Below are 18,170 nucleotides of genomic sequence, written 5' to 3'. Positions count from 1 at the left end.
GGGATTTTTTTATGTTTTTCATTTTAATAATTCATAATATTCCAAAGGTTTCTTAGCTTTACATTAAACACAAAAAAATGGAATTACCTTTTGCTGAACCATTTCGCATAAAAATGGTCGAAGAAATTTATCAATCTACACGAGAAGAACGCGAAAAGTGGATTGAAGAAAAAGATTATAACTTATTTAATCTGGAAAGTCACAAAGTATTTATTGATTTATTAACTGATTCCGGAACTGGAGCAATGTCGGATAAACAATGGTCTGCAATGATGACAGGAGATGAAAGCTACGCTGGTTCACAATCTTTCTTGAAATTAAAAGAAACCGTTAACCGAATTACAGGATTTCAATTTCTTTTGCCAACGCACCAAGGACGAGCAGCAGAAAATGTTTTGTTTTCGGCTCTTGTAAAAGAAGGTCATGTTGTTCCTGGAAATTCTCATTTCGATACTACAAAAGGGCACATCGAATTTAGAAAAGCAAATGCAATTGACTGTACAATTGATGAAGCTTTTGATAGTGAATTGATTCATCCTTTCAAAGGAAATCTCGATTTGCAAAAGTTAGAAAATGTTTACAAAGAATATGGAAAAGAAAAAATTCCTTTCACCTTAATTACAGTTACTTGTAATTCTTCTGGAGGACAACCTGTATCAATAGAAAATATTCGTAAAGTTCGAGAATTATCGAATCAATATGGAATTCCAGTCTTTTTTGATGGTGCTCGCTTTGCAGAAAATGCTTATTTCATCAAAGAAAGAGAAGAAGAATTTAAAACTAAATCGATTAAAGAAATTGTTTTAGAAATGTTTTCATATGGAGATGGAATGACAATGTCTGCTAAGAAAGATGGTTTAGTAAATATTGGTGGATTTATTGCACTAAATAATGAAGAGCTATATAAAATTTGTGGAAATTTTGGAATTATTTACGAAGGTTATTTAAGTTATGGCGGTTTAGCTGGACGAGATTTAGCTGCTTTAGCACAAGGTTTACAAGAATCAACAGAATATTCTTATTTAAAATCTCGTATTAAACAAATAGAATATTTAGGCAACAAGTTAATAGGATATGGAATTCCAATTCAGCAACCAATTGGTGGACATGCTATTTTTGTAGATGCGGTAAAATTTTTACCGAATGTTCCACGAGAAGAATTTCCTGCACAAACTTTAGGAATAGAATTATACAAAGAAGCAGGGATTCGCGGAGTTGAAATCGGAACTATTTTGGCCGATCGTGATCCTGAAACGAGAGAAAATCGATATCCAAAATTAGAATTATTGCGCTTAGCCATTCCGAGAAGAACTTATTTTCAAAGTCATATGGATTATATAGCTGTTGCCTTAAAAAATATTTTTGATCGCAGAAATGAGATTAATTCTGGTTTTGAGATTTCGTGGGAATCAGAAATTTTAAGACATTTTACTGTAAAATTAAAAAAGAAATAGAAACAAAAAAATCCTTCAGAAATTCTGAAGGATTTTTTATATCACCATCTCCAATCGCCCGAAATACGAAGAGGAGTTTCTAAATTTCCTTTTATTAAAGCTTCTTTTGTTTCTTGTTCACTCCAACGTTTAGAAGGAATTTCTTTCAAATTACTTAAACGATATAATAAATAAGTTTCTAAAATGACATTATTCTTCAACCCAACCTCTTCCACATAATCAAAAGTATCGCAATTTGCGTGGTAACAATTCAACGCTCCTTCTTTAAATTGACTATCTGATAAACCAATAATTGGCACGCCTTGTAACATAAATGGTTGATGATCTGAATGCAAATCTACACTAGCAAATGTTGCCAATTTAAAATCTGGAATTACTTGTTGTACATCTTTTGCATAAGCTGTTAAAACTGGTAAATTACTTTCCATTGTTGAATAATATGACTTAGGATTTGTTGTCATATCCATGTTCGACATAGCTTTTATTTCACTAATAGAACCATCTTTTATTGCCTCATTTACGTAATACTTAGAACCTAACAAACCAACTTCTTCGCCCATAAATAAAACAAATTCTATTGTGCGATCATTTGGAAGTTTTAACTTTTCGTACGTTCGAGCAATATCTATTACAGAAAAACTTCCGACACCATTATCAATTGCTCCAGTAGCTAAATCCCAACTATCTAAATGTCCTCCAAGCACTATTTTTTCGTTTGGAAATTTAGCCCCAATTTTCTTTGCAATAATGTTGCGACCTTTCATTTGTCCAACATCATTTTTCATTTCAATTTTAGCAATTTCTTTTCCTTTCTTAAGATTATCTTTAATCTTCAATCCATCTTCTAAACTAATGTTGATCGAAGGAATTTTAATAATTTCTCCTGTAACGGAAGCTGTTCCTGTTAATAAAATTCCTCCTGGAGCACGGTTGAACAAGATAATTCCTTTCGCTCCATATTTTTCTGCCAAAGCGGTTTTTTCGGAACGATGTAAATTTTCAACATCTTTAGCTGTTCCGTCTAATAATCCTATTGTAGCAAGAACAATTTTCCCTTTTACTAAATCAGCATTTTTTTTGTAATCTTCTTCAAGTCCATTTCCCAAATCGATCAATTCTCCAGAAAGACTAACATTTGCTGGAGAATGGGCTAGAGCAACTGCTTTTATAGGTTGATTATTGATTTTTAAATTTAAACTTTTTCGATTCCAACCATTAAATAAAAACTCTTGAAAAGAAACATTATAGCCATATGAACGCAACAAATTAGCAGCATATTCTTCTGCTAAACGTCCATTCTCTGTTCCCGTAGCACGATGTCCAATTGTTTCGGTTGCTTTTTTTAATTGTTGATAAGCTTCAGAATTTTGTTGTACTTCTTTATTAATTAATTCTAAAACTTGTTGATTTGTTTGCGCAGATAAACTCATCGTTAAAGAGAGTAAACCTAGTGTTAATAAAAATTTCGATTTCATGTGTAAGTGTTTATATAAACTTAAAGATGTTTTTAGAAATTGTCAGCAGAAAGAGTAAAAATTTATACAAAAAAAAATAGTCCTCAAAAAATTGAGGACTATTTATATGAAATTAAAAATATGATTTCTTAGTGAGATGGTACAAAACGATCTCTTGCTTCTTGCAATAATTGTTCTGCTAATGCTTTATCTCCGTAACCTTCTACTGTACAAGTTTTATTTTCTAAATCTTTGTATGTTTTGAAGAAATGCTCAACAGCTTTTAATGTATGAGGATTCATGTCTTCAATCTTTTCTAATTTATTCCAAGTTGGATCAGCAACTGGTACACAAATTAATTTTTCATCTTGACCTTTGTCATCAGACATTTTAAGAACACCAATTGTTTTTACTTCAATCACACATCCAGGAACAGTTGGTTCTGTTAAGAAAACTAATACATCAATTGGATCTCCATCTAAACCTAATGTATTTTCTACGAAACCGTAATCAGCTGGGTAGAACATTGGAGAGTATAAAACACGGTCAAAACGAATTCTTCCTGTTTCGTGATCCATTTCGTATTTGTTGCGAGATCCTCTTGGGATTTCGATAATTGCATCAAAAGTCATTGTAATATTCTTTTTTTATTATTTATTTTCTAAAAATTCCAATCTAAACCGATTGTGATGCCAAATTTACGAACATCTGGCAAATTATTATAATTTCCGCGCCAATTAAAATCAACTCGTATTGGTCTAATGTTTCCAAAACCAATGTTTTCGATCCCAAAACCATATTCGTAGTAGATTTGTTGATTAGGTGAAAAATATTCTATTGTTGAATGATTAATTGCTTTGCTTTTCTCCGAAACATCTCCGTAAGCTGCTCTCAAGAAACCAACTTCTCTCAATTTTAATTTTTTGATTAATGGAATTTTGTTAAAAATCCATCCTTTAAAATGATGTTCCCAATTCATTGTCACATACTCGTCTGTAACAAATTCATAATAATCTAATTGTGAAAAAGTACCATAAACTTGTCCATAACTTTCATTTCCTGGAATTGCACTCATCAATGACAATGGAACACCTTGGAATGTTTTTCCAGCTTCAACTGTTAACAATGATTTTCCAAACGATCCAATTAAAATTGGTTGAGTATATAAAAATTGTAATTTATCATATTCGAAATCCGAATTGATTACACCTTTCAATCCTTTTGTATAGCGTAACATTAACGTTGGTGCTAAAGTGGTCATTTCATAACGATCGATTCCATATTGAGAATATTTTGCACCTGGACGAGCAATTACAGAAATACTTACACTAGAATTTGTTAAGCTTTCTTTTATTCTTCCATTTTTATCATAAGCAATTGAAAAATACTCTGTATCAGCTGGTTTTATTAATTGATAATTACCATCTACACGAAATGTTACATTTTTCCATGGTTCAATTGATGAATAAATATTAGTCAAATTATTATTACTCAAATATGTATTATCACCTTGATTAATGATTGATGACGAAGCAAAACTGCGCGTCATAATTCCATCAGAAGCTGTTAAAGTTGCAGCTAATTGTTCTACATCTCGTTTTGTTCCAATTCCAACTTGAAAACGATTGAATCGATTGAACATATAACGAAAATCTGCTCCGTATTTAAATTTATCATCTCCAAAACCATAAGCTAGAAAACCTTGGGCACGCCACATATCATTTTGTGAAAAATAGGTACGAGCTCCAGCTCTCAAACGGAAACCTTCAATTTTATTGTAACCAAAAGAAGAATATAAATTTCCGATATCAATTGCATTTCCGACATTGTAATATCCAGAACCAAAAATCTCAATTGCTTTTACAATATTATTGAATTTTGGAACTTTATTTAATTGTTCTAACGTTTCATAAATACCTTCTTGATCTTTTGTCAAAACTTCAGGACGATTTTCTACCCAAAACTGATTATCCTTCACATTGACTGATGCTTTTGCAGGATCTAATTTTTCGTAGTAAAAAGATTCGGGATGAATTGTATCAAAATCATAATTGTAATAATTCACCGTTTTATGTGCAAAAATTCCTTTTGAGTTTTCTTTTTTACTCAATAATGACATATCCAACATTGCATATTCTTTTTTCGGATAGAAAATAGAATCATTTGGAATATCATAAACAAGATTCATAAAGATATTACGTACAAAGTTTACGTTGATTTCTTTCGTTGTTTCCATCACAACTTCCTTCACGGCATAAGCATCTTTCGAAATATATAATTCTCCTTTGAATGTTAATTCTCCTTCTCGACGAGGATAATATTTGATTCGATAAGATTCTATTCCGTCTACATCTATTGTATCTTTCAATTCGTAATCATAAACTGCAAATCCATCTGTTGCAATTGGACTTACAAATTTGATATCTAAAATGTTTACACGATTATCGTAAATGTCAATATCTCGGAAAAGGTTTTTTACAGTAGAAGCGACTACTTCATTTTTTTCGAAACCTGATGTTTTATTGGCTATTAATTCGCGACGTTCTTTTGTCGAAGGTTTATTAATTCCCGCAACATTATAAATAGATTCGTTTAAGAATGCTGGTAAATAAGTCTTCCCATTGATAGAAGAAGTATCTACTTTCTCAAAAATAAATTCCATTCCTTTAAAAATCTTACGTTTCATAAAAGTTGAATCGATATTACTAATATCAAATTGTAACTTTTCGTATTCATCATATTGGTAATGTGGAGTTAACTTTAATCCGTTTTTCTTTTTACGCTTCCAAACTTCTCTTAAGATAGCGTAAGCTGGATTTTCTTTCTTTTTAAGACGTTTTTTCTTTGCTGAGACAACAGCTGTTTGCAAATCTACAGTATCTTCGTTTTCATCAGAAGTATTCTCTTCAGCTAAATACAATTGAGCGGTAAAATTATAATCGATTTTATTCTCAATAATATAATCAGAAGTTTCATATCCACTTTTCGATATTACAATTTTATCTGTATTCGAAGGAGATTCGATATAAAAAGTTCCATCAGAGTTTGATGTAGCACTAACTTTTAATTCTGGTAATCGAATATCTGCATAAGGAATTGGCTTCAATGTTTCAGAATCTATGACCTTTCCTTGAATTTTTACTTGTGCGTTCACTGCCGCTAAAACAACTAAAAAGAAAGCTGTTATATAACTTTTCATCAATAAGTTTTGGTTAAAAAATAAAGCCTAGCAAAATACATGCTAGACTTTACAAATATAGTTGATAATTGTTATATTTTATTTATACATAACTGATTTTACAGCTTCAATTACATCTTTAGCATTTGGAATCCAAGTTTCGTATAAGTTTGGAGCATAAGGTGCTGATGTATCTTTAGTTGTTATACGTTTCACTGGCGCATCTAAATAATCGAATGCTTTTTGTTGAACCATATACGTAATCTCAGAAGCAACAGAACCAAAAGGCCAAGCTTCTTCTAAAACTACCAAACGATTTGTTTTCTTAACAGATTTAAAAATCGTATCGTAATCTAATGGACGAACAGTACGTAAATCAATTACTTCTACAGAAATCCCTTCTTTAGCTAATTCATCAGCAGCAATGTAAGCTTGCTTAATAATTTTTCCGAAAGAAACTAATGTAACATCTGTACCTTCACGTTTGATTTCTGCTTTACCAATTTCGATTGTGTATTCTTCGTCTGGCATTTCCATTTTATCTCCATACATCTGTTCAGATTCCATGAAAATTACTGGATCGTTATCACGAATTGCAGATTTTAATAAACCTTTTGCATCATAAGGATTTGAAGGAACAATTACTTTAAGACCTGGTACATTTGCATACCAATTTTCGAAAGCTTGTGAGTGTGTTGCTCCTAATTGTCCTGCAGAAGCAGTAGGCCCTCTAAATACGATTGGACAATTTAATTGTCCTCCTGACATTTGATAAATTTTTGCAGCATTATTGATAATTTGATCAATACATACTAATGAGAAGTTGAATGTCATGTACTCTACAATTGGACGACATCCCGTCATTGTAGATCCAATAGCGATTCCTGAAAAACCAGCTTCAGCAATTGGCGCATCAATTACACGTTCAGCCCCAAATTCGTCTAACATTCCTTTCGAAGCTTTGTATGCTCCGTTGTATTCTGCTACTTCTTCTCCAATTAAAAATATAGATTCATCACGGCGCATTTCTTCACTCATTGCCTCTGCGATTACTTCTCTAAATGTTTTTATAGCCATTTTATGCGATTTCGTTCTTTATTATATTTTTTCCTAAAGCAAATGTAGTAAAAAACTTGCGAATTATTTAAAACGAATTTACTCAATACAAAAATCCCAAAACAACTTTAGATTATTTTGGGATCGAAAAATATTTAAAAAAGAATGTAATCTTTATCTTAGAACCAGCCTTTGTGACCTTCTACATATGTTTTATCAAATTCTTCGTCAGATTTAGTCAAATAGATAATTCCCTCTATAAATCCAATAATTCCAGCAAAGCCAAATGTTATAAAAGTCGCAATTAATTGAATAATTCCTTCTTTTGTATAACCTAAATAGAACTTATGAATTCCTAAATATCCGACTAAAATTCCTAAAATTCCAGCCGCAAGTTTTTTCTCTGATTTGTATGGTTGATTGTTTTCCATAGATTTTAAGTTTAAATAATTGTTTTTATTGATTACAAATTTAATTAGTTCCTATTTCTTAAAAATCGCTAGATATAATGAGATTTTAAGCGCTTAATAAAAAAGGGTGATTGATGTTTTAATTTCAATCACCCTTTGGTTGGTAAACTAATAAACTATTTATTTCTTAAACGATCAATTGTTTCTTGAACTTTAGGATCATCTGCTTTTACGCTATAGTAATCTGCAATTTTTCCATTTTGATCAAGAACCAAATATCGTGGTATCCAATTTAAATCAATTCCTGTGCCAAAATTTCCTTTCCAATTATTTCCTAAGTAAAAATGTTCGCCTTGGATTTGATATTTTTCAATTCCTTTTTTCCAAGCTTCTTCATTTTTATCCATTGAAAGGTAAACAAAAGCTATATCAGGATTTTTTTCATGTAACGTTTTCAACGCTGGCATATTTTTGATACAATCTCCACACCAAGTTGCCCATAAATCTAGCAGAACAATTTTTCCTTTATAATTAGAAAAAACATTTCCTATACTGTTCGTGTTTCCTTCCAAATCAACTATGCTATCTTGCAAAGCTGCAATTGGAAATTCAGTTTTCATCAACGCTGGACTTTTTTGTGCAAATGCATTCATTCCAACGATTAATAAAAGAACGTTAACTATTTTTTTCATGATAAATTTTTATCGATTTCTTGTATTTTCAAAATCTATACCAATTTAGTAGATTTTAAGCGAAGTTAAATATTTATTTCGAATCATTGCAAAAAGATGTAATTTTGTTTCATGCAAAAATATCTGATTATTGGGCTTGGTAATATAGGAGCGCAATACGAAAATACTCGTCATAATATAGGTTTCAAAGTTGTAGAAGAAGTTGCTAAAAAAGTTGATGCAAAATTTTCGCCATCAAATTTTGGTGAAGTTGCACAATTCAAATACAAAGCGCGTCCTGTTACATTATTAAAACCGAATACATACATGAATTTGAGTGGTGATGCGGTTCGTTTTTGGATGAAAAAAGAAAATATTTCATTAGAAAATATTTTTGTAATCACAGATGATTTGAACTTGCCTTTTGGAACAATTCGTATGCGTGGAAAGGGAAGTGATGGAGGACATAATGGGCTGAAAGATATTCAGAACAAGATTGGAGGACAAAATTATGCTCGATTGCGTTTCGGAGTTGGAAATGAGTTTTCGGAAGGGAAACAAGTAGATTATGTATTAGGTGATTGGTCGGCAGAAGAAAATGAAAGAATGAATGAACGATTATCATTAGCGGCTGATGCTGTTTTATCGTTTATTTTTCAAGGATTAGGTAATACAATGAATCAATATAATGGGAAATAAAATTTTAGGAATTGTACTGATTGCAGGAACACTTTTTTTAGGTTCTTGTGCAAGTAATAATTTATCAAATTCAGAAGGAAAAGAAGCAAAATTAGAAGAAGTAACTTCTACATTGGATAATGTAAATGATATTAACTTCAAGAATAAAAAGAATGTTTTGCTAGATGTTCGTACGCCAGAAGAATTTGCAGAAGGACATATTCCTGGAGCAATTAATATTGATGTGAAAAACCCAAATTTTACAGATGAAATTCAGAAACTAGATACAAAAAAGAATTATTTCATTTATTGTAAATCTGGTGTTAGAGCAAGATTAGCAACTGAAAAAATGCAAGATAAAGGTTTTAAAAAAGCGATTAATTTCAAGGATGGAATGTCGACATATAAAGGAACTATAACAAAATAATGGAAGGATTTCGTCCCGAAATATTAAAAGAAATCGTCACAACAAAAATGCCTTTCGGTAAATATGAAGGGCGATTGTTGTGTGATTTACCAGTTTCTTATCTCGAATGGTTTGTTGGAAAAGGAGGGTTTCCAAAAGGAAAATTAGGCATTTTACTATCAACCGTTTACGAAATAAAACTGAATGGATTAGAAGATATTATATACGAATTGAAACGTCAATTTGGTTAAACTTTTATCTGATAAATTCTCGATTCTTCTTCCCAAGGATGATAACCTTGTCCAATATATTCGAAACCGAATTTTTCATAATATCCAATATGATCTGTACAAAGATTTAAATAATTGAATCCGAATTTTTTTGTATCCTTTTTTGCTTTATCGATTAAAAGAGATGCATAATTATTCCCTCTTTCTTCTTCACGAATAAAAATTGCACAAATCCATGGATAAAGATCCATTCTATGAGGGGCAATATGAAAAGTACAGCTTATTTAGGGGCTTTTTGATTTAAGAAGTTTAAGTTTGCTTGATGCGAGGTTTATGCGACTTAAAGCATTTCTAACGAAAAACCATTAAAAATAGCGATATAGGTTTAACTGGAGCCCTGTTTTTTATATATCAATTAAACTAAACGCATTGATATAGTGCTTTATTAAGACATTTTAAAAGGGTCGCTTTTTGCGACCGTTTGAATAACTCAAAGTGTGAAGTTTCTTGTATATTTTGAATCTATTAAAAACTTCACACTTTTATTCACTCTTTGTAGGCTTGAAACTGTAACATTTTCTGTACTTTTCGAATCTTGTAAAAATGTTACGGTTTTTGTTACAGTTTAGTTCCTCCAAAGTATGGTATTTATTGCATATTTCGAATTTAGTCAAAATACCATACTATTTACCATAGTAAACATACTCCAAACTGTTACATTTTTAGTATTTTTCGAATCTTACAAAAATGTTACAGTATTTGTTACGGTTCCATACTTGAAAGTGTAAGGTATTTCGTACTTTTTGAATAATTTCTAAACCTTACACTTTTTCTTACAGTTTAGTTCCTCCAAAGTGTGGTATTTCTTGCATATTTCGAATTTAGTCAAAATGCCACACTATTTACCACACTTTAACCACTCCAAACTGTTACATTTTTAGTATTTTTCGAATCTTACAAGAATGTAACAGTTTTTGTAACGGTTCCATACTTGAAAGTATGAGGTATTTTGTATTTTTTGAATCTCTTAAAAAGTTCATACTTTTATTCATACTTTACATAGTTCAAAGTAGGACATTTCTTGAATATTTCGAATATCATTAAAATGTCCTACTTTATGTCCTAGTTCTGTTAATGGAAATAGCACTTAAAAACCCTTACATTTTCTGAATCTTTTGAATTTCATGAAAACGTAAGGGTTTTTGTAAGGGTTTCACCTGGTTAAAGTTTTTTACTAAAAATATAAGTATATAAACTTTGTAAACGTGTAGCGCTCAAATCTTTTATAGATGCCAACGGCTTTTTTAAAGCCAACTTCTCTTCTGCAAATATAAGTAAATCCTCTTTACTCATACCTAATTGTCTGATACGTGCATTGATGGCTTTATATTGGTTTTTTCTCCATTCTTCCGGATCTCCATGTCTTAAATTTTTCTTTCCTCTATATCCTGTTCTTTTAGATAGCCATAGCATAGCTTCTTCAAAACGTTCTGCTGGTAATAATTTGTAACTGGTACAACCAAACTCTTTATATAAAGCATTGTATTCTTTTTTTATTTGACTTCCTATATTTCCTTTGTTGGTAGCTACCATTTCAGCAATATCAGTTATTTTTAAGCGAATTTGTAATGCCTGTGCATCTGTAATATGGTTACTTGCATCGTGCAGAACCTCCGTAACCTGTTTAACTTTCTTTGTTTGGATTATTTGCCCATTATTAACGCCTACTTGTACGTTGTTGTCTCCTTTAATGTCTTGTTTGTTATTCATAGTTAGTTATTTAAGGTATCATATTGAATAGTTTATCTATTTGCTTTTTTTGGCGTTCTATCTCCTTGTCTTTTTCTTTTAACTGCTTTTGCAGTTCCTGTACTTTTTCTTTGCAATCGCCTGTTATACTGGTATTATTGCCTGATTGTATATTTCCATCACCTGTAATACTTTGATTTACTTTATTTACAGCATCCTCCTTTAGCATCGATCCTTTTCCTGTTAATAGCCATTCTGGGTTAACGTCTTTATAATATGAGAGAAATCTCAATAAATTATCTTCTGATAAACCACTTTTTTGTGATAAAACACCATTCGATATACCTGTTTTTTGATAAAACTCATATTTTGTAACAGATTTACTTTCAATATATTGTAGTATTTTTTCTTTTAAAAATGAAATTTCTCTCATAAAAATTTGTTTTAATTGAGATTTCTCTCATATATTTGTGAAAAGAATTTATTAATACAAAGTAATGAAAAAAATATTATTACACCCTAAACTAAAGCACAAAATCAAAGATGAGTTTGGTTGTACACTACAGTCTGTAGATATGAGTTTGCGTTATGTTTTTCAATCTAAACAAGCGGATAAAATTCGTAAAAGAGCCAAAGAATTACTAATAGAAGAATCAGAAAAAATAGAACTATGAAAGAGTTAATTAAAATCACAGAACAAAACGGTAAACGTGCCGTATCAGCAAGAGAACTGCATAACTATTTAGAAACTCCAACAAGATTTTACGAATGGATTAACAGAATGTTAGAGTATGGTTTTGTTCAAAGTACTGATTATCAATGTTTACACAAAAATGTGAAAATGCCAAACGGTGGAACAAAACAAGCTTTAGACGACTATGTTTTAACTATTGACACCGCCAAAGAGATAGCAATGATACAACGTACACCCAAAGGTAAACAAGCTCGTCAATACTTCATTGAGATGGAACGTATAGCAATGGATAAGCTATTAAGAGAGCAAGATAATAGAGGTTTATTAATAGGTAGTGTAGAACACGAAACAAGTATAATTGCTAAAAAAGCCGAATTAATGAACGTGATTAAATATTATTTGCGTTGGGGTGATTTAAAACAGATTGCAAAAGAATTAAACCTTAGTTATGACTATATACGCAATGTTTCTTCTGTTTCTGAGGGGCGTAAAAGTAAACAGGTTGTTAATGCTATGTATCAAAAAGCTTTAGAAAATAAACAAGGGCTTTTATTTAGCTATCAAGAAATGATTGACGAATTAAAAAGATAATGATATGGCTATAAAACAATTTAACCCTACAGACCTTTTTAAGGACTTAAACTTTCAGCCATCTAAAATGCTGGTAACAGAAGTAATGTTAAGCGACGGGACTATAACCAAGACAATAATGTTGTTAGATAACGATTTAGATAGTGAAGTTATGAACTCTGTTTTAAATCAAGGCTTAAAATCTCATAAAGAGAAATGGTTATCTCAAAAGACACAAGGTTTTATATTAAAACCAAATCGGATAACAAGATTTGAAGATTATGCACGAGTTTTTAATGACGGTACAAATGAATCAGATTATATATAGTAAAATATTGATCCAATGAAAACAATTTATCATTTATCAGAATCTTTCGAGGTTGAGAGAACTGAGAAAAGAATAACAGTATTTGGCATCTGCCTTTATCGCAAGTTCATTAAATAACTAGCAAAAAAAAGCCCGCAATATTTCTATTACGAGCTCCATCATAAAAAGGATGTAGCAAATATAGAACAAAATGGCATACAACAGGCGAAATTATTTATTACGCGTGTTAAAAATTCAAGAAATCACGCTTAAATACAGGAAAGAAGGGCTTTATTTTAAAAATATTTATCACGAATATATTGCAGACCAATTCAATATCACCCAAAGGACTTATGAGACCTATTTAGGTGTAAATGCAAAAAAGCAGTTAAAAGAATTAGACCAAACAAAAACATAAAATTATGAATACATCAACAATAGAACAAGCAGAAAAAAAAGCAATGAAAGTTGTTAGTAAAACAGAAAAACAGTCTTGTATAAATACAAGTCAATTAATCAAACTAATTAATAGATTAGAAAGATTTGAATATAACCCTAGTGCAAATAAAAAAAATGCCTATGAAGGGAAAATAAGATTTTATGGATATGAAGATATGTTTTATACTATGGAATCTTTATTACAAATTACAATCGATTCAATTGATTTAAACATGGATAATGATATTAACTATAAAACGAAAAAACTAGATGATATAAAAAAAGTTTTACAAGTCGCTTTACAGTTAATTCCTTTAGAGGAAGGACAAATACTATCAGAATTAAGAGAAAGTGTCGCAAATCAAAGTTTAAACATTGTTTAAACACTATTAGCAATGAACTTTAATATAAAAAATAATATCATACATGCGTATGGAGATATAAACGAAGGAGACGGGGTCTCTTTCGTTTCTCATTTAGAACCTCTTGAAAAGAAGCATCAAAATATAATTATTCAACTTCATACAAATGGAGGTTCTGTATTCGACGGTAATATCATTTATAATGCAATAGTAAACTCAAAATCAACTATAGCCATCCATATTGTTGGGATTGCTGCATCTATGGGAGCGGTCATTTGTTTAGCTACAGAAGAAGTGTACATGGTTGAAAATGGGTATTTAATGATACACGCTCCAAGTAGTGGAAGTTTTGGAACTGCAAAAGACCATGATAAGGCAATGAAATTACTACAATTAATAGAATCGAATTTTATTAAAAAATTAATTGCTAAAACAGGACAATCACAAGAATATGTTTCAAAATGGTTAAGCGGTGATAATTGGTTTAATGCAGAACAAGCCTTAACAGAAAATCTAATCAAAGGTATTATAGAGCCTGTTACGAATGCTACTGCTTTATTCAATCCTAAGTATAAGAATAATATAGATGTCTATAAAAAGATTACAGCATCATTAAATAATAACCTTCAAAATAAATCAGATATGAATTTAAAATCAAATCTTATCGAAACGTTTAACTTAAAAAATGTAACTGAATCAAGTTCGGATACTGCTATTTTAAACGAAATCAAGGAGCAAACGGATATAATCCCAAACTTAATCGAATTATTAGGATTAGACGAAACAGCTACCTCGCAAGACATTGTAAATCGTGTAAAAGAACTGCTTGAACAAAGTGAGACAAGCAAAAAGGAACAAGAACAGGAAGCGGAGAATTTAATTGATGATGCTTTGCGAGCTGGTAAAATTTCTCATAATCAAAGAACTCATTTAAAGAAGCTTTTCGCATCTAATTATACAGAAGCTAAAAGTTTCTTGAATAATATTGCTCCACGAGTATCGATTTATAACCAAATTATGGCAAACCAAACAAAAGAGGAGCGCCCTAAAAGCGAATGGACATTAGACGATTATCGTAAAAACGACCCTAAAGCATTAGCAAATAATCCATCGCTTTATAAAGAATTAATAAATAAACAATTTAATAACAAATAAATAGAATAGATATGTTACAAACACAAATCTGGTTACAGCAATTAATGAATAACTTTTATCCACAAGCATCATTTTTGAATTTCGTACGCGATTTTTCTGCTTTTGTTGATAATGATAAGTTAAATATGGCAGAGGTTGGAGTTGACCCCAAAGTATTAATCAATAATAAAACTTACCCTATTAAGGTCGTTGAAAGAACCGATAATCCTTTATCTATTGAATTGGATTTATACGAAACAGAAAACACTTTAATTAGAGAGCCAGAAGCAGTAGAACTAGCCTACGATAAGTTAGAAAGTGTAATTTACGGACATCGTCAATCATTAGTATTAAAATCAGCAATGAAAGCGGCACATGCTTATACTCCAAATGAAGACAGCGATTATACACCTGTAATTATTACAACTGGAGAGGATAACGGAGAAGGCTTTAAACGTTTAATGCCTGCGGATATTCTAAAATTAAAGCGTCGTTTTGATGATTTAGATATTAATACAGAAGGACGTAATTTGGTTTTACACCCAGCACATTTAGAGGATTTAATTTTATATGATTTGAAATCATTTAAAGACATCACAGAATGGAAAGAAGGACAACCTTCTAAATTTGCAGGTTTCAATATCTTACAATTCTCTAAAATGCCTGTATTTGACTCTACAACACTTAAAAAGAAAGAGTTTGATGCAGAAAAAGCAAATACAGATACTTATTGTTCTTTTGCTTTTAGTTCAGACGAAGTAATGAAAGCGGACGGAGATCCTAAGATGTACACAACATTACACGACCCTAAAGAACGTGCTACAATTGTTGGTTTTGATAAGCGTTTTATTGCGCTTCCGATACGTAATAAAGGAATTGGGGCAATTGTAACCGCAAAAGTTTAAATATCTCACAAATCAAAATAAAAGCACCTGTATAGGTGCTTTTTCTATTTATAAAGGATGTTTAAACATGGTTTAAAAGGGTAACATTTTCTGTACTTTTCGAATCATCTGAAAATGTTACCCTTTATGTTACTCTTTACAATTTTTAGATTAATGAAACCGCCACATTTCTTGTATATTTCGAATATCTTCAAAATGTGGCACTTCATGTGGTGGTTTACAACTTTTGATAATAATGAAACTACTACATTTATTGAATATTTCGAATATCATTAAAATGTAGTAGTTTATGTAGTACTTTAAAGAGATGTAATTTGACCGGATTTCTTGTACTTTTCGAATCTATTAAAAATACGGTCAAATTAACGGTCAAGTTTAAACGCTTATTTTCATAAAAAATCATCAATAATTATACTTTTTATAGTCTAAAATAAGAGCGATTTTTGTTTAAATTCCGTTTCTAAAAAGTGTATTTTTCGTTTTGCCGATTATAATTCTACTAATAAAATCATTAGTAATTAATCCTGCGCATCCAATAATTTTATCATCTTTTAATAATAAATACCATTGTGGCAAAGGATTTTCGGCATCAATAGCATGTGTGATACAATCTTCATAAATAATCGGAGAAACTTCATTCCAACTTTCTTGCAAAAAAGCAATTGCTTGCTTTAAATAATCTTTTTGTTCTCTTACAGAAATAACTTTTAACATAATTTATTTAGTTTCCCATTCATAAAAATTGGCATCATCACGCAACTGAAAGCCTTCACTTGGATATAACGAATTTCCAATATCATTTGTTACACTGGTTTCTAACAACATTGCGCAAGCATCTGTTTTGCGACATAAACTTTTTGCTTCTTCAATCAATTCTCTCGAAAAGCCTTGTCCGCGAAATTCGGGTGAAACAAATAAATCATTCAAAACCCAGAAACGTTTCATTCTTGTCGATGAAAATGAAGGAAATAATTGTACAAAACCAACAGCTTTTTCTTCTTCATTATAGGCTAAAAAGATAATCGATTCGTCGTTTACAATTCTAGCTTCTAAAAATTCTTCAGCTGCTTTTACATCCGATTTTTTATCATAAAATTGACGATAAGCATCAAATAAAGGAACCAATTCTTCTAAATTATTTATAGTAGCTTGTTTTGTCATGATTCACTAATTAAATATTCTTTTTTGTTGTATTGATCTATGAAATATAAGTGATTATTTACAAATTCTCAAAATTAACAAGTTATCCATACAAGTTACTTCCATCCAAATATTCCCAAACTTTTGGAGGTAACATTGGTTTTATGTTTTTTCCATCTTTGATTGCATTTCTGATAAATGTTGAAGAAATTTCCATCAAAGGTGCTTCGACAATTTCTACGTTATCCAAATCTATTTCTTGCGAAAAACCTGGACGCGGATAAACATAAAATTGATAATCTCGCATTAAGATTTCTGAATTTTTCCATTTCGAAATTCCATCCAAATTATCAGAACCCATAATTAATGCAAAATCATGTTCTGGAAATTTTTCTTTCAAATGAATCAAAGTATCAATTGTATAAGAAGGTTTCGGTAAAGAAAATTCGATGTTCGATGCACGAAGATTTGGATAATCTTTAATCGCTAATTCGACCATTTCTAATCGATCATATTCATTTGCCAAAGAACTTTTTTTCTTCAATGGATTTTGAGGCGAAACCACAAACCAAACTTGATCTAAATCTGTAAATTGTTGAAAATGATTGGCAATAATTAAATGTCCGACATGAATAGGATTGAAGGATCCAAAATATAAACCGACTTTCATAAAATTGATTTTTTTGAATAACAAAAATACGATAATTGTAGAATAAAAAAATCCAGCCGAAGCTGGATGATATTTTTAGAATTTTTGTAATTCTTTATATAGCTTGTGTGTTGGAAGTCCCATTACATTGAAATAACTTCCATTCATATTTTCTACTCCAATGTAACCAATCCATTCTTGAACGCCATAAGCGGCAGCTTTATCAAATGGTTTGTAATGGTCGATGTAAAAGTAGATTTCTTCATCTGTTAAATCTGAGAAAGTTACTTGTGTTTCGTCCGAAAAAGTAACTTCTTTTTCTAAAGAACGAATCGTAACTGATGTATAAACAGAATGTGTTTTTCCGCTTAATTTTTTAATCATTTCGTAAGCTTCTTCTCTATTCGAAGCTTTTTCTAACGATTCATCATCAACCCAAACAGTTGTATCCGAAGTTATGATTAAATCATCTGGTTGAATATCTGTATATGCTTTTGCTTTTTTAGCAGAAAGATATTCTGTGATTTGTTCTTTTTTGAATTCGTTGCGATCAAATGTTTCATCAATATCCAATGAAATTGTTGAAAATTGTAAGCCTAATCCAGCTAAAAGTTCTTTTCTTCTTGGTGATTGTGATGCCAAAATGATATTGGTATCTTTCAATTTCTCTGTTAATAACATTTTC

24 protein-coding genes are annotated in these 18,170 nt (G+C 30.7%); 11 read left to right on the top strand and 13 right to left on the bottom strand.

What is annotated here, in order from left to right; genetic code table 11:
* Positions 1–77 precede the first annotated feature (77 nt).
* Entirely contained in the window at positions 78–1,454 is a 1,377-nt protein-coding gene (locus ACMHJW_RS07340) for a tryptophanase (RefSeq protein WP_413532759.1), read from the top strand.
* 41 nt (positions 1,455–1,495) lie between these two features.
* On the opposite strand, the gene ACMHJW_RS07335 is transcribed toward ACMHJW_RS07340, so the two are convergent.
* From ACMHJW_RS07335 to ACMHJW_RS07310, 6 genes are all read right to left on the bottom strand, one after another.
* Positions 1,496–2,929: a M28 family peptidase gene (locus tag ACMHJW_RS07335; protein WP_413532758.1), complete on the bottom strand. Its 1,434-nt coding sequence runs from the start codon at positions 2,927–2,929 to the stop codon at positions 1,496–1,498.
* A 128-nt stretch (positions 2,930–3,057) separates the two neighbouring features.
* Positions 3,058–3,540 (bottom strand): inorganic diphosphatase, encoded by a 483-nt coding sequence (locus tag ACMHJW_RS07330; RefSeq protein ID WP_413532757.1) that lies wholly within the window; start codon positions 3,538–3,540, stop codon positions 3,058–3,060.
* A 29-nt stretch (positions 3,541–3,569) separates the two neighbouring features.
* The gene (locus tag ACMHJW_RS07325; RefSeq protein ID WP_413532756.1) at positions 3,570–6,107 is read right to left on the bottom strand and encodes a DUF5686 family protein; all 2,538 of its coding nucleotides are present in this window, start codon (positions 6,105–6,107) and stop codon (positions 3,570–3,572) included.
* A 78-nt stretch (positions 6,108–6,185) separates the two neighbouring features.
* Positions 6,186–7,163 (bottom strand): pyruvate dehydrogenase complex E1 component subunit beta, encoded by a 978-nt coding sequence (locus ACMHJW_RS07320; RefSeq protein ID WP_413532755.1) that lies wholly within the window; start codon positions 7,161–7,163, stop codon positions 6,186–6,188.
* Between the two features lie 158 nt (positions 7,164–7,321).
* Positions 7,322–7,573, bottom strand: a complete 252-nt coding sequence (locus ACMHJW_RS07315; RefSeq protein ID WP_413532754.1) for a TM2 domain-containing protein — start codon at positions 7,571–7,573, stop codon at positions 7,322–7,324.
* A 155-nt stretch (positions 7,574–7,728) separates the two neighbouring features.
* Positions 7,729–8,244, bottom strand: coding sequence for a TlpA family protein disulfide reductase (locus tag ACMHJW_RS07310; RefSeq protein ID WP_413532753.1), 516 nt, complete (start codon positions 8,242–8,244; stop codon positions 7,729–7,731).
* A 111-nt stretch (positions 8,245–8,355) separates the two neighbouring features.
* Between ACMHJW_RS07310 and pth the strand changes: the two genes are divergently transcribed.
* The 3 genes from pth to ACMHJW_RS07295 are packed head-to-tail and all read left to right on the top strand — an operon-like array spanning position 8,356 to position 9,558.
* Positions 8,356–8,922 carry an aminoacyl-tRNA hydrolase gene (gene pth, locus ACMHJW_RS07305; RefSeq protein ID WP_413532752.1) on the top strand — a complete coding sequence of 189 codons (567 nt, stop codon included), beginning with the start codon at positions 8,356–8,358 and terminating at the stop codon, positions 8,920–8,922.
* Positions 8,912–9,328: a rhodanese-like domain-containing protein gene (locus tag ACMHJW_RS07300; protein WP_413532751.1), complete on the top strand. Its 417-nt coding sequence runs from the start codon at positions 8,912–8,914 to the stop codon at positions 9,326–9,328. Before pth ends, ACMHJW_RS07300 begins: the two co-directional genes overlap by 11 nt.
* Complete coding sequence (locus ACMHJW_RS07295; protein ID WP_038336390.1) at positions 9,328–9,558, top strand: DUF3820 family protein; 231 nt, start codon at positions 9,328–9,330, stop codon at positions 9,556–9,558. The genes ACMHJW_RS07300 and ACMHJW_RS07295 overlap by 1 nt, the downstream gene beginning before the upstream one ends.
* Here the strand turns inward: ACMHJW_RS07295 and ACMHJW_RS07290 are convergent.
* The 3 genes from ACMHJW_RS07290 to ACMHJW_RS07280 all read right to left on the bottom strand — a co-directional run bounded on the left by ACMHJW_RS07290 (position 9,555) and on the right by ACMHJW_RS07280 (position 11,719).
* Entirely contained in the window at positions 9,555–9,788 is a 234-nt protein-coding gene (locus ACMHJW_RS07290; protein ID WP_413532750.1) for a GNAT family N-acetyltransferase, read from the bottom strand. The genes ACMHJW_RS07295 and ACMHJW_RS07290 overlap by 4 nt on opposite strands.
* Positions 9,789–10,758: 970 nt before the next feature.
* The gene (locus tag ACMHJW_RS07285; protein ID WP_413532749.1) at positions 10,759–11,307 is read right to left on the bottom strand and encodes a hypothetical protein; all 549 of its coding nucleotides are present in this window, start codon (positions 11,305–11,307) and stop codon (positions 10,759–10,761) included.
* Between the two features lie 10 nt (positions 11,308–11,317).
* Positions 11,318–11,719, bottom strand: coding sequence for a hypothetical protein (locus ACMHJW_RS07280; RefSeq protein ID WP_413532748.1), 402 nt, complete (start codon positions 11,717–11,719; stop codon positions 11,318–11,320).
* A 64-nt stretch (positions 11,720–11,783) separates the two neighbouring features.
* On the opposite strand from ACMHJW_RS07280, the gene ACMHJW_RS07275 reads away from it, so the two are divergent.
* From ACMHJW_RS07275 to ACMHJW_RS07245, 7 genes are all read left to right on the top strand, one after another.
* A complete protein-coding gene (locus tag ACMHJW_RS07275) occupies positions 11,784–11,960 on the top strand; it encodes a hypothetical protein (RefSeq protein ID WP_413532747.1) in 177 nt (58 codons plus the stop codon).
* The gene (locus ACMHJW_RS07270) at positions 11,957–12,571 is read left to right on the top strand and encodes an antA/AntB antirepressor family protein (protein ID WP_413532746.1); all 615 of its coding nucleotides are present in this window, start codon (positions 11,957–11,959) and stop codon (positions 12,569–12,571) included. The genes ACMHJW_RS07275 and ACMHJW_RS07270 overlap by 4 nt, the downstream gene beginning before the upstream one ends.
* A gap of 4 nt (positions 12,572–12,575) precedes the next feature.
* Entirely contained in the window at positions 12,576–12,878 is a 303-nt protein-coding gene (locus tag ACMHJW_RS07265; protein WP_413532745.1) for a hypothetical protein, read from the top strand.
* Between the two features lie 190 nt (positions 12,879–13,068).
* Positions 13,069–13,275, top strand: a complete 207-nt coding sequence (locus ACMHJW_RS07260; RefSeq protein ID WP_413532744.1) for a hypothetical protein — start codon at positions 13,069–13,071, stop codon at positions 13,273–13,275.
* Positions 13,276–13,279: 4 nt separating this feature from the next.
* Positions 13,280–13,678 (top strand): hypothetical protein, encoded by a 399-nt coding sequence (locus tag ACMHJW_RS07255; protein ID WP_413532743.1) that lies wholly within the window; start codon positions 13,280–13,282, stop codon positions 13,676–13,678.
* Positions 13,679–13,690: 12 nt separating this feature from the next.
* Positions 13,691–14,812, top strand: a complete 1,122-nt coding sequence (locus tag ACMHJW_RS07250; RefSeq protein WP_413532742.1) for an ATP-dependent Clp protease proteolytic subunit — start codon at positions 13,691–13,693, stop codon at positions 14,810–14,812.
* A gap of 11 nt (positions 14,813–14,823) precedes the next feature.
* Complete coding sequence (locus tag ACMHJW_RS07245; protein ID WP_413532741.1) at positions 14,824–15,696, top strand: hypothetical protein; 873 nt, start codon at positions 14,824–14,826, stop codon at positions 15,694–15,696.
* Between the two features lie 447 nt (positions 15,697–16,143).
* Here ACMHJW_RS07245 and ACMHJW_RS07240 read toward each other — a convergent pair whose 3' ends face one another.
* The 4 genes from ACMHJW_RS07240 to ACMHJW_RS07225 form a co-directional block, all read right to left on the bottom strand.
* Positions 16,144–16,410 carry a hypothetical protein gene (locus ACMHJW_RS07240; protein WP_413532740.1) on the bottom strand — a complete coding sequence of 89 codons (267 nt, stop codon included), beginning with the start codon at positions 16,408–16,410 and terminating at the stop codon, positions 16,144–16,146.
* Positions 16,411–16,413: 3 nt separating this feature from the next.
* Positions 16,414–16,857 (bottom strand): GNAT family N-acetyltransferase, encoded by a 444-nt coding sequence (locus ACMHJW_RS07235; protein WP_413532739.1) that lies wholly within the window; start codon positions 16,855–16,857, stop codon positions 16,414–16,416.
* A gap of 82 nt (positions 16,858–16,939) precedes the next feature.
* Positions 16,940–17,506, bottom strand: a complete 567-nt coding sequence (gene nadD / locus ACMHJW_RS07230) for a nicotinate (nicotinamide) nucleotide adenylyltransferase (protein WP_413532738.1) — start codon at positions 17,504–17,506, stop codon at positions 16,940–16,942.
* A 75-nt stretch (positions 17,507–17,581) separates the two neighbouring features.
* Positions 17,582–18,166 carry a Maf family nucleotide pyrophosphatase gene (locus tag ACMHJW_RS07225; RefSeq protein WP_413532737.1) on the bottom strand — a complete coding sequence of 195 codons (585 nt, stop codon included), beginning with the start codon at positions 18,164–18,166 and terminating at the stop codon, positions 17,582–17,584.
* Positions 18,167–18,170 lie beyond the last annotated feature (4 nt).

It is taken from the genome of Empedobacter brevis, from assembly GCF_965118635.1.
GTDB classification, from domain to species: domain Bacteria; phylum Bacteroidota; class Bacteroidia; order Flavobacteriales; family Weeksellaceae; genus Empedobacter; species Empedobacter brevis_A.
This window is presented reverse-complemented; position numbering and strand designations above follow the sequence as displayed.

Excerpts from the sequence above, each read along its gene's own strand:
- ACMHJW_RS07340 (WP_413532759.1), top strand. The coding sequence starts at position 78 with ATGGAATTACCTTTTGCTGAACCATTTCGCATAAAAATGGTCGAAGAA.
- ACMHJW_RS07335 (WP_413532758.1), bottom strand. The coding sequence starts at position 2,929 with ATGAAATCGAAATTTTTATTAACACTAGGTTTACTCTCTTTAACGATG.
- ACMHJW_RS07330 (WP_413532757.1), bottom strand. The coding sequence starts at position 3,540 with ATGACTTTTGATGCAATTATCGAAATCCCAAGAGGATCTCGCAACAAA.
- ACMHJW_RS07325 (WP_413532756.1), bottom strand. The coding sequence starts at position 6,107 with ATGAAAAGTTATATAACAGCTTTCTTTTTAGTTGTTTTAGCGGCAGTG.
- ACMHJW_RS07320 (WP_413532755.1), bottom strand. The coding sequence starts at position 7,163 with ATGGCTATAAAAACATTTAGAGAAGTAATCGCAGAGGCAATGAGTGAA.
- ACMHJW_RS07315 (WP_413532754.1), bottom strand. The coding sequence starts at position 7,573 with ATGGAAAACAATCAACCATACAAATCAGAGAAAAAACTTGCGGCTGGA.
- ACMHJW_RS07310 (WP_413532753.1), bottom strand. The coding sequence starts at position 8,244 with ATGAAAAAAATAGTTAACGTTCTTTTATTAATCGTTGGAATGAATGCA.
- pth (WP_413532752.1), top strand. The coding sequence starts at position 8,356 with ATGCAAAAATATCTGATTATTGGGCTTGGTAATATAGGAGCGCAATAC.
- ACMHJW_RS07300 (WP_413532751.1), top strand. The coding sequence starts at position 8,912 with ATGGGAAATAAAATTTTAGGAATTGTACTGATTGCAGGAACACTTTTT.
- ACMHJW_RS07295 (WP_038336390.1), top strand. The coding sequence starts at position 9,328 with ATGGAAGGATTTCGTCCCGAAATATTAAAAGAAATCGTCACAACAAAA.
- ACMHJW_RS07290 (WP_413532750.1), bottom strand. The coding sequence starts at position 9,788 with ATGGATCTTTATCCATGGATTTGTGCAATTTTTATTCGTGAAGAAGAA.
- ACMHJW_RS07285 (WP_413532749.1), bottom strand. The coding sequence starts at position 11,307 with ATGAATAACAAACAAGACATTAAAGGAGACAACAACGTACAAGTAGGC.
- ACMHJW_RS07280 (WP_413532748.1), bottom strand. The coding sequence starts at position 11,719 with ATGAGAGAAATTTCATTTTTAAAAGAAAAAATACTACAATATATTGAA.
- ACMHJW_RS07275 (WP_413532747.1), top strand. The coding sequence starts at position 11,784 with ATGAAAAAAATATTATTACACCCTAAACTAAAGCACAAAATCAAAGAT.
- ACMHJW_RS07270 (WP_413532746.1), top strand. The coding sequence starts at position 11,957 with ATGAAAGAGTTAATTAAAATCACAGAACAAAACGGTAAACGTGCCGTA.
- ACMHJW_RS07265 (WP_413532745.1), top strand. The coding sequence starts at position 12,576 with ATGGCTATAAAACAATTTAACCCTACAGACCTTTTTAAGGACTTAAAC.
- ACMHJW_RS07260 (WP_413532744.1), top strand. The coding sequence starts at position 13,069 with ATGGCATACAACAGGCGAAATTATTTATTACGCGTGTTAAAAATTCAA.
- ACMHJW_RS07255 (WP_413532743.1), top strand. The coding sequence starts at position 13,280 with ATGAATACATCAACAATAGAACAAGCAGAAAAAAAAGCAATGAAAGTT.
- ACMHJW_RS07250 (WP_413532742.1), top strand. The coding sequence starts at position 13,691 with ATGAACTTTAATATAAAAAATAATATCATACATGCGTATGGAGATATA.
- ACMHJW_RS07245 (WP_413532741.1), top strand. The coding sequence starts at position 14,824 with ATGTTACAAACACAAATCTGGTTACAGCAATTAATGAATAACTTTTAT.
- ACMHJW_RS07240 (WP_413532740.1), bottom strand. The coding sequence starts at position 16,410 with ATGTTAAAAGTTATTTCTGTAAGAGAACAAAAAGATTATTTAAAGCAA.
- ACMHJW_RS07235 (WP_413532739.1), bottom strand. The coding sequence starts at position 16,857 with ATGACAAAACAAGCTACTATAAATAATTTAGAAGAATTGGTTCCTTTA.
- nadD (WP_413532738.1), bottom strand. The coding sequence starts at position 17,506 with ATGAAAGTCGGTTTATATTTTGGATCCTTCAATCCTATTCATGTCGGA.
- ACMHJW_RS07225 (WP_413532737.1), bottom strand. The coding sequence starts at position 18,166 with ATGTTATTAACAGAGAAATTGAAAGATACCAATATCATTTTGGCATCA.